Source organism: Caproicibacter fermentans (genome assembly GCF_014303955.1).
In the GTDB taxonomy this organism is placed as follows: domain Bacteria; phylum Bacillota; class Clostridia; order Oscillospirales; family Acutalibacteraceae; genus Caproicibacter; species Caproicibacter fermentans.
In genome coordinates this window covers 2,353,388-2,369,015 of the sequence record NZ_CP060286.1, presented here as the reverse complement: position 1 = coordinate 2,369,015, position 15,628 = coordinate 2,353,388, and the positions used below count along the sequence as shown (strand labels likewise).

Below are 15,628 nucleotides of genomic sequence, written 5' to 3'. Positions count from 1 at the left end.
TTTAATGATCTTTTTGTTCAGAACAGCTCCGGATGGTTTCGGCTGTAATGGAAAATATATTGCTGCGCAACGCCCGCGTATTCCCCGAAATCCTCCGGCTTTCGCCCGGGGAAGAGCACTTTCATCGCGCGCTTCATCCAGACGTCCATCGGGAATGCCTCCAGCCGGTGAAGTCCGTACAGCAGCGCGCAGTCCGCGACCTTCGGCCCGACCCCGGGCAGCGCCGTCAGCTCCCGCTTCGCTTCCTCCAGCGGAAGGCGGCGCAGGAGATCAAAATCCAGCGCGCCTTCCGCAACCCGGCGGGCCGTGCCGACCAGATACCCCGCCCGGTACCCGCACCCAAGCGCGCGCAGGTCCTGCTCCGAAAGCACGGCGAGCGCTTCCGGCCGGGGAAACGAAGCGCACGCGCCGTTTGATTCCCCATAGGTTTTGCACAGGCGGGAAACCAGGCCTTTAATCCGTTTAATGTTGTTGCACTGGGACAAAAGGAAAGAGCAAAGCGCTTCCCATGGGTCCTGGTTCAAAATCCTCAGGTCCGGCGCGTAGCGCGCGGCCTGCCCCAGAATCGGGTCGAGCGCGCAGAACCGCTCGCGGATCGCTTCGTAGTCGCGGCCCATGTCGAAATAGTCCGCCCAGAACGCGTCCGACAGCACGCCGCCGAGGTTTTCCCCCGTGACGTGAACGCACCGGCTTCCGGCCTCGCCGCTCCAGGAGCCGTCCGGCAGGCGCTCCCAGCGGAAGCACTGCCCGCAGTCCACGGTCTGGCCGAGCGTGTCCAGATTCATGACGCCGTCCCTCCTTTTTTGCTGAAATCAGCGTTTATTATAGCATGGACCGGGCCGCGCTTCAACCGCTCCGGGAATACGGACGGTTATCGGCAGAAAGTGGAAAAGCGCCGTCTTAGGTTTACATAATTGAATATGCAGTTTTATGAATTCACATTTTCCACAGTCGGCCCGCCTGACTTATTAACATTTTCCACAGAGTTTTCCACAGCTTGTTCGCGTATTTTATGTCAACTCATGTAAATACGATGGGTATAATCGGCCTTGCACGGGCGTTTTCCCGCTGCATACTTGCGGGGAAACCATGAAACTTGAGGAAATTTCCTGCTGTTTTCTGTAAAATATGGTATAATAACCAGTATCAATACAGGATGTCATCCGGATTTGGAGAGGTGCAAGTTGAAAAACGGCGGAGAAATACAACAGGACAGCGGCGTAATCGCCGGAAGGAACGCCGTCGCGGAGGCGCTGAGAAGCGGCAGGGCGATCGACAAGCTCTGCCTTGCGCGGGGGGAAAGGTCCGGCTCAGTCGCCGCTTTAATCGCCAAGGCGAAGCAGCGCGGCATTCCCGTCAAGGAAATCGACCCCAAAAAGCTGGACTTTATGTGCGCCGGGGCGGTTCACCAGGGCGTGGCCGCCATCGCGGCCGCGAAGGAATACGCGACGGTCGACGATATGTTTCAACTGGCACAGGAACGCGGAGAGCCGCCGTTTTTGATTATTGCCGACGGGCTGGAGGATCCCCACAACCTGGGCGCCGTTCTGCGCGTGGCGGAATGTTCCGGCGCGCACGGGGTGATTCTGCCGTCGCGTCGCAGCGTCGGGCTGACGTGGGCCGTCGGAAAATCCAGCGCCGGCGCCGTGGAATACGTTCCGGTCGCGCGGGTTACCAACCTGGCCAGCACGCTGGAGGACCTGAAAAAACGCGGCGTGTGGATCTATGCCGCCGACATGGACGGCCAGCCGTGGTGCGAAGCGGATTATTCCGGCCCGACGGCGGTGGTCATCGGATCGGAGGGGTTCGGCGTCGGGCGGCTGGTCAAAGAAAAATCGGATTTTGTAATATCCCTGCCGATCAGGGGAAAGATAAACTCGCTTAATGCTTCCGTCGCATGCGGTATCATCAGTTATGAAATCGCCCGGCAGCGGCTTGGAATTAAGACAAAATAATACGGGAGTGCGGATCGAATGGACGACAACGGAAAAACTCCGCAGAAAGATTATTCGGTCGAAGAAATCCTAGCGGAGGCACGCATCATCAAGGACCGCGAAACATCCCCGGCCCCGGGCCCCGCGCGAAGCGAGCCGCCCGACAGGGAGGAAATTCTGCAGGGGGCCCGCCGCGCGCTGAATATGGAAGCGGGAACGGAGAAAGAGCCCGCCGAAGAGGAGCCCGGGGGGGACGAGCCGGAGCCGAAACGGAAAAAGCGCCGGTTTTCCCTGTTCGGGCGCAAAAAAAAGGATGAGGAATTCCGCGAGGAGGACGACCTTTATTACGGCCTTCAGCTCAAGCCGCTGGAGGAGTACCGCAAGGAATATGAAAAAACCGTCCGCTCCGGGGGAGAGCGCGCGAACCGGGACGAAACCGGTTCCAGTTTCCCCTATCTTTTTGACGGAAGCGGGGAGGAAGACGTCCCGGATATGGCGGAGACCTTTGAACGGATCCACAGGGAACGCCACGAGCGGCTTGAAAAAATCATGCGGCAGGCGGGCCTTGACCCCGACGAGATTCTGCCGCAGGAGGAGCCTTCGCGCGGGCCGGAGGTTCCGGCGCCCGGGCCGCAGGAGCCGGAGGTTCCGCAGCCGGAGCGCCCCCGCGACCCGGCGGTGACGCCCGGGCCGCAGCGCCAGCCGGAGGTGCGCCCTCCGGTGACGAATCCCGTGCCGCAGCCGCCCGGAAAACCCGAAATCACAACGGGCGGGCGGCAGGAACCGGACGAGCAGCCGGCGGATCCCGCCGAAAAGGAAGACAACGGCCCTGCGAAAGCGGAGGAAACTCCGCCCGTGCCGGTGAAAGAGCCGGTAAAGCAGCCGCCGCAGGCAAAAGAGGACCGGCGCACCCCGCCGCCGCGCACGGAACCGGACGACGGGCAAAAGCCGCAGTACCGCGCGTGCGCCGTGCCGACCCACGTGATCAAGCCCAGGTCATTCCGGGAGATTCTGACGGCGGAGGCCGCGGCCTATCCGCTGCCCGAACCGCCGGAGCCGATTCCGTTCCCCAAAAAGGAGAGCGGCCCGATTCCGGAGCCGGAGGAAGAGCCGGGTCAAAAGCAGGAGCCAAACCCCGAGCCGGACTTTGCGCCGGACGACCCGGAGCATTTGGGGAACTGGCCCGTGCCCGGCCCGCTGATCGGTGAAAACCCCCTGCCCGAACCGCGGGCCGGGGAGGAAGATCAGCCTCCGGCGCGCGGAACCAAACGCCGGTTCCGCCTGTTCGGCAGCGAGGAGCCGGAGGATTCGTCCGCCGAGCCGTTCGGGGAACAGGAGGAGCTGGACGATTATACGGATGAGGAGGACGCGCCCTCCGTCCGGCGCGACCTCCTGCAAAACGTCACCCGGCTGTCCCTCCGGCTGGCCGTGACGGGCATCGCAACCCTGATTTTGCTTTTGGTCGGCTTTCTGGCCGAGCATCCGGCGGTCCTTCCGCCGGAGCTACATACGGTTCTGGACGGCGGGGCCTACCCGGTCCTCCAGCTTGTGTTTCTGTTCATCGCGGCGGCGTTCAGCTTTCCAACCTTCTGGAACGGCCTCCGGGGGCTGACCTCCTTTCAGGCAAACTCCGATTCGGCGGCGGCCGTCGCGGTTCTGGCCGTGCTGATCCAGACGGTGGTGCTGCTCGTTCTCGGCGTTCCGCAGGGAATCCATTTGTACGCGCCGCTCGCCGCCGCGGCCCTGTTCCTGAACGCCTGCGGCAAATTCAGCATGGCCAGGCGCATCTATTCCAACTTCCGGTACCTTTGCGCGAAAGAGCCGAAATACGCCGTCAGAATTTACGGCGATTACAATACCTCCCTGCGCTTTGCCAAGGATTGCGTGATCGGCGAGCCGCGCATCGCCTACCAGTCGAAGGCGGCGTTTCTCCGCAATTTCCTGCGGATTTCCTATACGCCGGACCCGGCCGACCATGTTTCTCAGGTGCTGGCCCCCGCCGGATTCCTGCTCAGCCTGGCGCTTTGCATCGGGTGCGCGTTCCTGACCGGGAACGCGGTTTCCTCGCTGACCGCCTTCACGGCGTCCTGCTGCATCTGCGTTCCGTTCACAAACATGCTCTGCGTCAACCTGCCGGTTTCCCGGCTGAGCGGCATCGCCCGCCGCGGCGGGTCGATGGTTTCCGGCTGGGCGGCGATCGACCGCTTCAGCGCGACAAACGCCGTGATGCTGGACGCGGAAGACCTCTTCCCGCGCGGAACGGTGATTTTAAACGGCATCCGCACGTTTGCCGGGCAGCGCATCGACGAGGCGATTGTGGACGCCGCCGCGCTGATGGGCACGGTCGGCGGCCCGCTTTCGGACCTGTTCGACCAGATCATCAAAAGCCGCCGGGAAATTCTGCCCAAAATCGGCGAGCCGGTCTATGAGGACGGCAGGGGCGTGACCGGGACCGTCTCCGGTCGGCAGATTCTGATCGGAACCCGCGAGCTGATGCGGGCGCACGGCATCGAGCCGCCGTCCCGCGATTATGAGAAGAAGTATATTCAAAGTGGGAAGCGGCTTGTCTATCTCGCGACCGAAGGGTGCCTGGTCGCCATGTTCATCATCAATTACCGCTCCGACCTGCGGCGCTCGCAGGAGCTGCGCCGGATGGAGCGCAACGGGATCGGCCTGATCGTGCGAACCAGCGACCCGAATATCACGCCGCGTTTTCTGGCGGAGTGCTTCGGGCTGTACGAGCAGGAAATTACCGTTCTGCCGGAACAGCTCGGCCAGATTTACACCGATCTTGTTTCCGCGGAACCGGACCGGGCGGACGCGATGATCGCGACGAAGGGGCGGGCCTTTTCCATGCTCCGCCTGCTGACGGGATGCGTCCGGCAGCGCGGGAACATCTCCATCGCCGTCGCGCTTCAGGCTGCCGCCGTGGGCCTCGGGTTCGCGCTCGTGGCGTTTTTGTCGCTTTACTCCGGGCTTGAGCAGCTCAGTTTGACCGCGCTTTCCATTTACGAGGCGTTCTGGGCTTTTGCTGTTTTCCTCGTCCCCCGCATCCGCCGACCCTGAGCAGCGTACCGCTGCATCAACGACCCGCCGTGGGGAACGGAGCAGGTTCACGGCTTAGCCGGGCGGGACGGAGGCCGGGTATTCCCGAAAGCTGAAGTCGTGAACGCCGCGGGCGCGTCCGGTCCGGATGGACCATCAACGGCCCGCCGAGGGGAACGGAGCAAGTTCACGGCTTAGCCGGGCGGGATAGAGGTTGGGTACTCCCAGAAGGCTAAAGCCGGGAACGCCGCAGGCGCGTCCGGCCCGGATGGACCACCAACGGCCCGCCGCGGGGAACGGAGCAAGAGTTTACGGCTTAGCCGGGCGGGATAGAGGGTAGCCACTCCCGGAAGGCTAAAGCCGGGAACGCCGCAGGCGCGTCCGGCCCGGATGGACCACCAACGGCCCGCCGAGGGGAACGGAGCAAGTTTACGGCTTAGCCGGGCGGGATAGAGGGTAGCCACTCCCGGAAGGCTAAAGTCGGGAACGCCGCAGGCGCGTCCGGCCCGGATGGACCTTTCGAACGGAGGAAAAAAATGAATCTGAAAGAAATCGGCAAAAGTCTGCTTTGCGGTGTTCTGTTTGTTTCCGCTTTTTACTGGACGCTGGTGCTCACGTTTCTGACTCGTGATTTTTTCTTTACGATAATGTTTGGCTCCGCCCTGCTGACCAACGCCGCGCTGGGGCTTCTGCTGGCGGCGGACAGCAGACGGCATGTCTTTTACAAATGGCTCGTTTCCCTTCCGGCGGCAATCGCGGTTTTTTTCTGTTACCGGCAGTCGAATTTTCTTTACGACTGGATGAACAGAATTCATCCGGGGTACGGGAACCTTTCGGCCGGCGGCGGATTTGCCGCTGCGGTCTGTCTGCTGATCGATTGCCTCTGCTTTTCCGTCGCCGTGGCCGTCGCCCTCGCCCTGACAAGACGAAACGTGAAAAAGGGAAGGGACCGCAGGGACGGCGCAATCTGATAAAAAGCGGGAGCGGAACGCCCAAACAAGGCGCTCCGCTCCTTTTTTCTTCGCCGTCGGCGGTCTTTTCCGGCCCCATCGCGCTTTCACGTTCACAGACCGGGTCGGTCCCGATTCCGGCGCGCCGGCCCGTCGGCTCTGTCGAAGCTTGCCTAAGCTCCGCAAAACCGCGGGACGGCGCTTTTATTTTTACTTCCTTTCACCGCGCCCTTTCAGGCACACACCCGCCGCCGGCGGGGACAAACGGTCCCGCAAAGCTTTTCCGGACTTCCCGTGCGAAAATGAATCGCGGTACGCTGCCCCCGCAAGGCAACAAAAAGCACCGGTACGGAATTTTTTCATTCCATACACCGGTGCGCGCGTGCAATCTCAACGGACTTGCGAACCCCTCCCCCCCTCTGTACAAATACAAAAAAAGGAAGTATAATAAGTCCTGCATTGCGCGGTGAAAACCGTTGTGTATGGAGAGTGCTCTCCGTATACAGGGGGCAGGGTGCTTCCGACACCCTGTTCCTGCTTTGCACTTTTTGTTTCTGCCCTGCAATTTTCATTATAAACCTGTTTTTTCCAGATTTCAACAGTATTTTTCGGCTCTTGCAAAGCCCCGGCGCCGGTTCCTTCGTGCGCCCGGGCTTTTTTGAAGCCGTTTTGGGATTTCACTTATCTGAGCTTGACAAACTGCGCGGAATATTATATATTACAAGTGTTATATAACAAACGTAATATAAGGGTGGTTCGAATTGCCGAAGCAAAAGACGTCGAAAGAAGAAATTCTGCGGGCTGCGTTCCGGGTCCTGCGGGAGCAGGGGGCCGGCGAGCTGAACGCGCGAAGAATCGCGGAAGAGGCGGGGGTGCTCCGTCCAGCCGATTTACAGCTATTTCGGCGGGATGGAAGAACTGATGACGCAGCTGTTTGAGGTTTGCCGCCGGTATTTATACCGATTCATCGAAGAACGGTCGGACCCGGAGCAGCGGTTCCAATCCGCCGGCAAATGCCATTTGGCCTTTGCAAAGGAGGAAAAGAACCTGTTTCGGTTTTTGTTCCTCTCGCCCTACATGAAGGCAAACACCTTTGAGGAGGTTTACCGCCAATGCGCGGTGAACGGCGTTACGCAGGAAATAAAATCGACGCTCGGCCTTACGGAAGCGGGCGCCCGGCGGCTTTATATGAGCATGATGATTTATACGCACGGGATCGCCTGCATGCTTGCGGCGGAAGCGGCAAATCTTCCGTTTGAGGATATTCACCCGCAGGTGGATTTTGCGTTCTTCTCCTTTTTGAACCAAATCCGGAAAGAAGAGAATTCCGCGGGGCCGTCGTCCGGAGAAAAGCCTTGCGCCGGCGGGAACCGTAAGGAACTCGAGAATCGCGCCGGAAACCGTTCCGGCGAAGAAAGGTTGAACAACAAATGAAACTGATCATTCATGATCTGACGCCGGAGCAGGCGGAAACAATCCTCCCGAAGCAATCCGGAATCCGCGTGATTTCCGACAATGGGAAGATTCGCCACTGTGTCGGCTGCTTCGGCTGCTGGGTCAAAACCCCGGGGCAGTGCGTCATTCACGACGGATACGAAACCGTGAGCGCGCTGCTGGCGCAGTGCGAGGAGCTGATTCTGATCAGCAGGTGCTTTTACGGCGGATTCAGCCCATTCGTCAAAAATGTAGTAGACAGAAACATTTCGTACAGTCTTCCGGACTTTACCATCCGCAACGGAGAAATGCACCACAAAGGCCGATACGACAACCGTTTTAAACTGTCGGTTTGTTTTTACGGGGAAAATATGACGGAAACAGAGCGGCAGACCGCGCGGGAACTGGTGCAGGCCAACACGGTAAACCTCAACGGTACGGCCGGCGAGGTTCATTTCGCGGAGCGCGCGGAAGATTTCAAGGGGGTGCTGTCATGAAAATCGCATTGATCAATGCAAGCCCGAAATTAAAGGACAGCGCCTCCGGCGTGATTCTGGAAGAATTGAAAGGCCTGCTCGCGGAGCACGCCGTCACGGAGTACGGATTCCACACCCCCGCGCTGCCGGAAAACACGGAGGAGCTGGCGAATCAGGACGCGCTGGTGTTCGCGTTCCCGCTTTATGTGGACGGCATTCCCTCCCATCTTCTGAACTGCATGGCAGGTCTGGAGGAATCCTTCCGCAAAAGCGAGCATCCCCCGACGGTGTACGCCGTTGTCAACTGCGGGTTTTATGAGGGGCTGCAGAACCGGCACGCGCTGCGCATGATGCGGAACTGGTGCGAAAAATCGGGCCTTGTCTGGGGGCGCGGGGCAGGCCTCGGCGGCGGGGGAATGCTGCCGGGCATTGCCAGCGTGCCGCCGGGAAAAGGGCCGAAGAAGAATTTTTCCGCCGCGCTGCGGCAGTTAGCGGAAAGCATCCATGCTTTGTCGGGCGGGGAAGATTTGTTTACCAGCCCGAATTATCCCAGAATTGCGTACAAGACGGCGGCGGAAATCGGCTGGCGGCAGCAGGCTAAGGCAAACGGGTTAGCGACAAAAGATTTGTTTCAAAAGCGGTAGAAATTCTTCGGCGGAGGGCTTTGCCCATTTTTGCAAGCAGACCGGCTTTGCTACGATCGTCGGGGACCCAACGAACGGTGACGGAATCGGAATCGACTCGCTGATTTTTGTCCTGCCGAACTCGGGAATTTGCCTGCGGTTTTCCGCCAGCTTGGGGCTGAACCCGGACGGCGGCAGCAACGAGGAGTTCGGCACAACGCCGGATGTTCCCTGCGAACCGGGAAAAGACGCGCTGCAAACCTGCCTGGATTTGATTGAAAAACGGGACGGATCCGAAGCGTCCCTCTGAATTGAAAAGGAAGTCCGCCGGGCAGCCGGCGGGCTTTTTTTGTCCAACAGTGCCAAAAATTCCGAGCAAGAATTGTGCTGCGCAAAGCAAACAAAATTAACCGGATCCATTGTAATTTTTATAGCAACAAGCTATAATTATCATAAATTCGGTTGAGTAATTGGATGTTTGATCTCATGAATTTTTCAACCTCTGAAAGGAGCTGCTATTATGAAACAATATGAGGCGAAGCACATTTTAAACATTGCGCTCGCGGGACACGGCGGCGCGGGAAAAACCAGCATTGCCGAGGCGATGCTGTATCTTTCCGGCGCCACCGACCGCCTGGGGAAGGTCGGTGAGGGAAACACCGTCTGCGATTTCGACCCGGAGGAAATCAAACGGAAAACGTCCGTATTGACTTCGGTGGCTCCGCTCGAATGGAAAAACAACAAGATCAACCTGCTGGACGCGCCCGGCCTGTTCGATTTTGAGGGCGGCCTGTGCGAGGCGGTCCGAGCCGCCGACTGCATGCTGGTGGCGGTCTCCGGGAAAGACGGCGTCGCGGTCGGAACCGAAAAGGCCGCAGCCGCGGCGGACGCGCGCGGGCTTTCCAAAATCTTTTTCGTCAACGGCCTGTGCGATGAAAGCGCGGATTTTTACAAGGTGTTTGAAAACCTGAAATCCTATTTCGGCCCGTCGGTGTGCCCGGTGGTCGTGCCGTATATCCAGAACGGAAAGGCGAATATCTACGTCAACGTGCTGGAATACAAGGCGTACGAATACCATGACGGAAAAGCGGTCGAGGTGAAAATGCCGGATATGGGCACGCGGCTGGAGGGCCTGCGCACCGCGATTTACGAAGCCGTTGCGGAAACGGGCGACGACATGTTCGACAAATATTTTTCCGGCGAGAGCTTTACGCCGGAGGAAGTCATCGTCGGAATCAGCAAGGGCGTGAAAACCGGGGCGGTCTCCCCCGTGTTCTGCGGCGACGCGCTTCTCTTAAACGGAATTGACCAGCTTTTAAACGGCCTTGTGTGGCTCGCGCCCTCCGCGGCGGAAAAGAGCGGAGAAACCGGAACGGACGAGGAGGGCAACCCGGTTGAACTTGCGGTGGACGAAACGGCGCCCTCGGCGGCGGTCGTCTTTAAAACCGTCGCGGACCCGTTTATCGGGAAGTTATCCTACTTAAAAGTCATCGCAGGAAGAATCTCTTCCGACAGCGGGCTGGTCAACTTGACGACGGGCCAGCCGGAACGCGTCGGGAAGACGATTGTTCCGCGCGGCAAAAAGCAGGAGGACGTCCCGTACCTCGCGGCCGGGGACATCGGCGCGGTGCCGAAGCTTTCGGCGAAAACCGGCGACACGCTCTGTTCCCCCGAGCGCCGGGTGAGGCTCGCCCCGGTCGAGTACCCGGCTCCCTCCCTTTCCATGGCGGTTCTGCCCAAGGCCAAGGGGGAAGAGGATAAGGTGGCGCAGGGCATCATACGGCTCACGGAGGAGGACCCCACCCTGCGTTTCGCAACCAACGCGGAGACGCATCAGATGATTGTTTCCGGCATGGGCGAACAGCATCTGGACGTGCTTGCCTCCAAGCTGAAGAAGAAATTCGGCGTGGCGATTCAGCTGGAAACGCCCCGGGTCGCTTACCGCGAAACCATCCGCAAAAAGGTGCAGGTGCAGGGCAAGTACAAAAAGCAGACCGGCGGCCACGGGCAGTACGGCGACGTCTGGATCGAATTTGAGCCGTGCGAGGCCGAGGGATTGGAATTCGCGGAACGCGTGGTCGGCGGCTCGGTGCCGAAGAGCTTTTTCCCGGCGGTGGAAAAGGGTCTGCGCGAGTGCATCGAGCGGGGGCCGCTCGCCGGGTACCCGGTGGTCGGGCTGCGGGCGACGCTTTACGACGGCTCCTATCATCCGGTGGATTCGTCCGAAATGTCGTTCAAAATGGCGGCGGCGCTCGCGTACAAAACCGGGATGCCGAAGGCTTCCCCCGTTCTGCTGGAACCGATCGGCACGCTGCGCTGCACCGTGCCCGACGACAACATGGGCGACCTGATGGGCGAAATCAACAAACGGCGCGGCCGCGTGCTCGGCATGGAGCCGGCCGGAGCGGGGACGCAGACCATCGAGGCCGACGTTCCCCAGTCGGAAATGCACGACTTTACCACCTTCGTCCGTCAGGTGACGCAGGGCCGCGGCTCGTTTACCTTTACCTTCGCGCGGTATGAGGAGGCTCCGCCGCAGGTCGCGCAGAAGGTCATGGAATCCTCGACCTCCGCGGAGACCGCGGACGCCTGATCCCGCTTAATTTTTATTTCAGCGGCGGGGCAATGCCGCCGAAACTGAGAATTTTTTCCGCCCCCCCGGCATATGTATTTGCCTGAGGGGGCGGAATTATGTTTGTAATTTCGGTTAAAACGGGAAAAAGGAAAACAATCGCCGTTCTTGCGGCCGTACTTTTGGTGGTCACCGCCGCCATTGTCGCGGTGAAGCTGAACAACTCCGCGCCGGAAGCCGACAACAGCGGCAAAAAATACAGCCTGGCCGCTTCGACCAACGAAGAGCGCATCGCCTTTTTTAAGCAGTTCGGCTGGGAGGTAAAGCCGCAGTCGGTTTCCGACGGCGAAGTCACGATCCCGCAGACATTTGACGACGTCTACACCAAATACAACAACATTCAGCAGGAGCAGGGGCTCGACCTCACCCCCTATGCGGGCAAAACCTGCAAGCAGTGGGTGTATGAAATCACGAATTTCCCGGAACAGGAGATCATGCGGGGAACTTTGCTCGTCTACGACGGCAAGGTCGTCGGCGGCGACCTCTGCACGCCGGCGCTGGACGGCTTTATGACCGGCTTTGACGGGCAGCTCGACAGCAACGACTACGGCGTCAACGAACCGACTCTCGCGCGGGGGACCGACGACGCGCTGACCATGGCCCCGGCCCGGACGGTTTCATCGGAAGTGGAGGAAGCGCAGTCGAAGGCTTCGTCGGAAATTCCCGCGAACGCGTGGCCGACGGACTGAGCAGGCTGAAACCACGGGGCGCGCCCCCACCCGGACGGACCGGCAAAAAAATCAGGAGCACAGCGCCCGCCGAACGGGCGCCGTGCTCCCTTTTGCCGGCAAAAACGCTCCGCGCGCGCCGGGTATGGTAGGGTTTGCATTACTTTTTCCACAGTTCTTTTCACAAACATCAGTTTTGCCGGCGGGGAACATGCCGCCGCGTGCCTGCCGAGGAGTTCACCCTTTGCGAGGCGCGACAGCCGTTACCCGCAAGAAAACAAAAAGCGCCGGTACGGAAAAGGGTCATTCCATACACCGGCGCGCGCGCAATCAGGCTGTGGACCATCTTTCTTCCCTCTGTACAAAAACGGAAAAAGGAAGTATAATGGTTTCTGCAATGCGCGGTGAATTCCGTGGTATATGGAGGCTGGTGCTCCGTATGCAGGGGGCAGAGTGCGCTAACACTCTGTCTCTGCATTGCGCTTTTTATTTGCCTTGCAATCTCATTATAATCCTTTATTTTCCAAAATTCAACTAAATATTTTTATCGTATGAAAGCGGCGGCGGTTCGCCGCTACTTTTAGCAATTTTTTATTATGTTTTCTTTTCATAATTATTTCTTTTAGTTTATTTTAATGTGCTCAGGCCGCACGGGGACGCAAGGCGACTTCTGTAGCCGTAGCGAAGAAATCTAATTCTTATTTGGGGCTGAGTGCCCCTTAACCCTTATTTTTTCTAATTTTCTCTCTGTCCTCAGGCCGGACGGGGACGCAAAGCGTCTATCGCGCTACGCGGCCTTAATCCTTCTATTTTATTCTTTTTAATTCTTCTTGGGGCCAAGTGCCCCTTAACCCAAATTATTTCTTATTTTCAGTTTGTGCTCAGGCCGCACGGGCCCATACTTTCGGTCCCGTACGAAAGTATGCAAAGTACGGGTCGGGGGGGGACTTCAAACTCCCGTAGGGAGGGCTCCAACCGTCCCCCCCCGACGCCCCCCGGCACCTGTCAACGGGAAAAGCAATGTTCTAAAGCCTACTGCTTCTCATTGACGACGGGGGCTCCGGAGAAAAGCCACTGCTTTATTTTAGGGAAACTGCAATTCGTTAGCTTGCCTTGACTCAAGCCGTCGATATTCCAACCTTGCTCAACTTTGGAAAAGCTCACTTTCGATCTCTCAATTTCCTGTGTGCTTCCATATTGAGCACTTAGGGAAAGAATGGGAACCGTCAAGGAAAAGCACTGCGTTACAAGAACATTTCTGTGTTGTATGACGGTAGTCGGGGGTGTAGGGGGAGGCCATCCGGCCCTTACTCGCCTACGGCGCCCACGGCTGAAGAATCGTGTTTTGCTTTACTTTCTCTCGCCGCTCTTGTTACCGACACTTTGGATGCAGCGTCACGCTGCCCCCCCTACTCAACCTTTGCCTACTTTCGTTTGAGGACGAAAGTAGGGGCCCGTGCGGCCTGAGGACAAACTAAATAAATTGAAGAAATTATGGTTAAGGGGCACTTTTCCCCAGTTTAGAAAATATTTCTGCTCTGCGGCTGCGAAAGTCGCTTTCTGTCCGGAGAAACCGCCGCCTTGATCTTTTCCGGCGGAACGGATATACTGATTCCGACGGAAGGGGGCAAAAGGCATGGCGATGCAGCGGCTGGATAAAATTCTGGCTTCCCAGAATCTGGGCAGCCGGAAAGAGGTCGGGGCGATCATTCGTTCCGGGCGGACGAATGTAAACGGAGTTGCGGTGAAGCGGTCGGAACAGAAAGCGGACCCGGACTCGGACGTGATCACGGTGGACGGCGAAATCCTTGAGTTTAAAAAATTTATCTATCTGATGATGAATAAGCCGGTCGGCGTTCTGTCGGCTTCGCGCGACCCGCGCGCCCGCACGGTGGTGGACCTGCTGCCGCCCCGGCTCCGGCGGCGCGGGATTTTTCCCGCCGGCAGGCTGGATAAGGACACTCGCGGGATGCTCATCCTGACGGACGACGGCGCTTTCGCGCACCGCATGCTCGCCCCGAAAAGCCATGTGATGAAATGGTATGAGGCGGAGCTGGATTCCCCGGTTTCGCAGGGGGACATCCTTGCGTTCCGCCGGGGCGTGACGCTGGGGAACGGGATGACCTGCCTGCCCGCGGAGCTTTCGGTCCTGCGGGAAGGGGAGCATCCGCTGGTGCTCATCAAGGTGCGGGAAGGCAAATTCCACCAGGTGAAGCGGATGTTCCTGGCAAGGGAGAATCTTGTTTTGTCGCTGCGCCGGGTGCGGATCGGCGGCCTTTCGCTCGATCCGGCGCTGCCGGAGGGCGCCGCGCGGGAGCTGAGCCCGGAGGAAGTTTCGCTGGCGCTCGGGGAGGGACATGGATAAAATGCACGAAAACCGGCCGTGTTTTTGCATGAGACCGCGTGCTAAAATTAACGAAAATCAAATCCGCGTTTTGTGATTTATCGGATTTCCATAAAGCCTTAAAAGAAACTTTGGGTAAAAAGAATCTGTTCTTCCATTGGCAGTTCTGTTATGATGATTCCACTGAGAGAAACAGTTTTAATTTTAAACTGCTTTTCTGTTAAGAACGGATAAAACAGGAGGTTTTTGTTTTATGGCGAGCGTAACTTTAAAAAATGTTTATAAAGTTTACAGCGGCAACGTCACGGCGGTAACGGACTTTAATCTGGAAATCAAGGATAAGGAATTCATCATTCTGGTCGGGCCTTCCGGCTGCGGCAAGTCCACCACGCTGAGGATGATCGCGGGGCTGGAGGAAATCACCAAGGGCGAGCTCTACATCGGCGACTCGCTTTCAAACGATGTGGCGCCGAAAGACCGCGATATCGCGATGGTGTTCCAGAACTACGCTCTGTACCCGCACATGACGGTTTTCGACAACATGGCGTTTGGCCTGAAGCTGCGCAAAATCCCCAAGGACGAAATTAAGCGCCGCGTGGAAGAAGCCGCGCGGAATCTGGATATTTCCCATCTTCTGGACCGCAAGCCGAAGGCTCTTTCCGGCGGGCAGCGGCAGCGTGTCGCGCTGGGCCGCGCCATCGTCCGCAACCCGAAGGTTTTCCTCCTGGACGAACCGCTTTCCAACCTGGATGCGAAACTGCGCGCCCAGATGAGGACGGAAATCGCAAAGCTGCACAAAAGACTGGGCACGACTTTCATTTACGTCACGCACGACCAGACGGAGGCCATGACCATGGGTGACCGCATCGTCGTGATGAAGGACGGTTTCATCCAGCAGGTGGATACGCCGCAGAACCTGTATGATTTCCCGGTGAATCAGTTTGTCGCGGGATTCATGGGCTCGCCGCAGATGAACTTTTTGGACGGCACCCTGGAAAAGAACGGCTCCAGTTACGAGTTTAAATTCGGCCGGTACAGCATTCCCGTTCCCGCGGACAAAAGCAAGGACGACGCGCTGAAGGATTACGCCGGCAAGGCGGTTGTTCTCGGAATCCGCCCCGAAAACGTACACGACGAGCCGGAGTTCCTGGAAAAGGCGACCGAGGGCATTGTGGAAACGGACGTTGAGGTTACCGAGCTGATGGGCGCGGAAACCTACCTGTACTTAAACTGCGAGGGAGTCAACATCACCGCGCGGGTCGACCCCGCGTCGAAGGCAAAATCCGGCGACCGCATCAAAGTTGCGTTTGAGCTGAACAAGATGCATTTGTTTGACAAGGAAACCGAAAAGACCATTTTAAACTGAGTTGTTCTGCCGGGCTAACACCGCGCGGGCGCAGACGCGCCCGCGCGGCGTTTTTCTTGGATGGAGAAAATTTCATATGCTTTTTTTCCGCATAAAGCAATATTTTGCTGTTTTTTTTCCGATAATATGAAAGATACGGTTGAAATCTTATTCATC

General features: G+C 58.3%; 13 protein-coding genes and 1 pseudogene. 13 read left to right on the top strand and 1 reads right to left on the bottom strand.

Annotated features, from left to right (window positions below):
• Positions 1-17 precede the first annotated feature (17 nt).
• Positions 18-785 (bottom strand): DNA-3-methyladenine glycosylase family protein, encoded by a 768-nt coding sequence (locus tag HCR03_RS11690; RefSeq protein ID WP_187034330.1) that lies wholly within the window; start codon positions 783-785, stop codon positions 18-20.
• 399 nt (positions 786-1,184) lie between these two features.
• On the opposite strand from HCR03_RS11690, the gene rlmB reads away from it, so the two are divergent.
• From rlmB to HCR03_RS11630, 13 genes and pseudogenes are all read left to right on the top strand, one after another.
• A complete protein-coding gene (rlmB, locus tag HCR03_RS11685) occupies positions 1,185-1,955 on the top strand; it encodes a 23S rRNA (guanosine(2251)-2'-O)-methyltransferase RlmB (RefSeq protein ID WP_228724957.1) in 771 nt (256 codons plus the stop codon).
• An 18-nt stretch (positions 1,956-1,973) separates the two neighbouring features.
• Positions 1,974-5,000: a hypothetical protein gene (locus HCR03_RS11680; protein WP_187034326.1), complete on the top strand. Its 3,027-nt coding sequence runs from the start codon at positions 1,974-1,976 to the stop codon at positions 4,998-5,000.
• A gap of 515 nt (positions 5,001-5,515) precedes the next feature.
• Positions 5,516-5,950, top strand: coding sequence for a hypothetical protein (locus HCR03_RS11675; protein WP_187034324.1), 435 nt, complete (start codon positions 5,516-5,518; stop codon positions 5,948-5,950).
• A 740-nt stretch (positions 5,951-6,690) separates the two neighbouring features.
• Complete coding sequence (locus HCR03_RS11670; protein ID WP_187034322.1) at positions 6,691-6,867, top strand: TetR family transcriptional regulator; 177 nt, start codon at positions 6,691-6,693, stop codon at positions 6,865-6,867.
• A complete protein-coding gene (locus HCR03_RS11665; RefSeq protein ID WP_187034320.1) occupies positions 6,851-7,363 on the top strand; it encodes a hypothetical protein in 513 nt (170 codons plus the stop codon). Before HCR03_RS11670 ends, HCR03_RS11665 begins: the two co-directional genes overlap by 17 nt.
• On the top strand, positions 7,360-7,860 hold the full coding sequence (locus HCR03_RS11660) for a flavodoxin family protein (RefSeq protein ID WP_066645622.1): 501 nt from the start codon (positions 7,360-7,362) through the stop codon (positions 7,858-7,860). Before HCR03_RS11665 ends, HCR03_RS11660 begins: the two co-directional genes overlap by 4 nt.
• Entirely contained in the window at positions 7,857-8,483 is a 627-nt protein-coding gene (locus HCR03_RS11655) for an NADPH-dependent FMN reductase family protein (RefSeq protein ID WP_187034317.1), read from the top strand. The genes HCR03_RS11660 and HCR03_RS11655 overlap by 4 nt, the downstream gene beginning before the upstream one ends.
• Positions 8,464-8,631: pseudogene (locus HCR03_RS20325) on the top strand (S41 family peptidase); the annotation flags it as partial. The gene HCR03_RS11655 and the pseudogene HCR03_RS20325, both read left to right, overlap by 20 nt.
• Positions 8,632-8,634: 3 nt before the next feature.
• On the top strand, positions 8,635-8,772 hold the full coding sequence (locus HCR03_RS20155) for a hypothetical protein (protein WP_267459177.1): 138 nt from the start codon (positions 8,635-8,637) through the stop codon (positions 8,770-8,772).
• A gap of 210 nt (positions 8,773-8,982) precedes the next feature.
• A complete protein-coding gene (locus HCR03_RS11645; RefSeq protein WP_187034315.1) occupies positions 8,983-11,055 on the top strand; it encodes an elongation factor G in 2,073 nt (690 codons plus the stop codon).
• A 98-nt stretch (positions 11,056-11,153) separates the two neighbouring features.
• Complete coding sequence (locus HCR03_RS11640; RefSeq protein ID WP_066645630.1) at positions 11,154-11,783, top strand: DUF4830 domain-containing protein; 630 nt, start codon at positions 11,154-11,156, stop codon at positions 11,781-11,783.
• A gap of 1,615 nt (positions 11,784-13,398) precedes the next feature.
• Complete coding sequence (locus tag HCR03_RS11635; protein WP_187034313.1) at positions 13,399-14,127, top strand: pseudouridine synthase; 729 nt, start codon at positions 13,399-13,401, stop codon at positions 14,125-14,127.
• 232 nt (positions 14,128-14,359) lie between these two features.
• Complete coding sequence (locus HCR03_RS11630) at positions 14,360-15,472, top strand: ABC transporter ATP-binding protein (RefSeq protein ID WP_066645635.1); 1,113 nt, start codon at positions 14,360-14,362, stop codon at positions 15,470-15,472.
• The last annotated feature ends 156 nt before the right edge of the window (positions 15,473-15,628 follow it).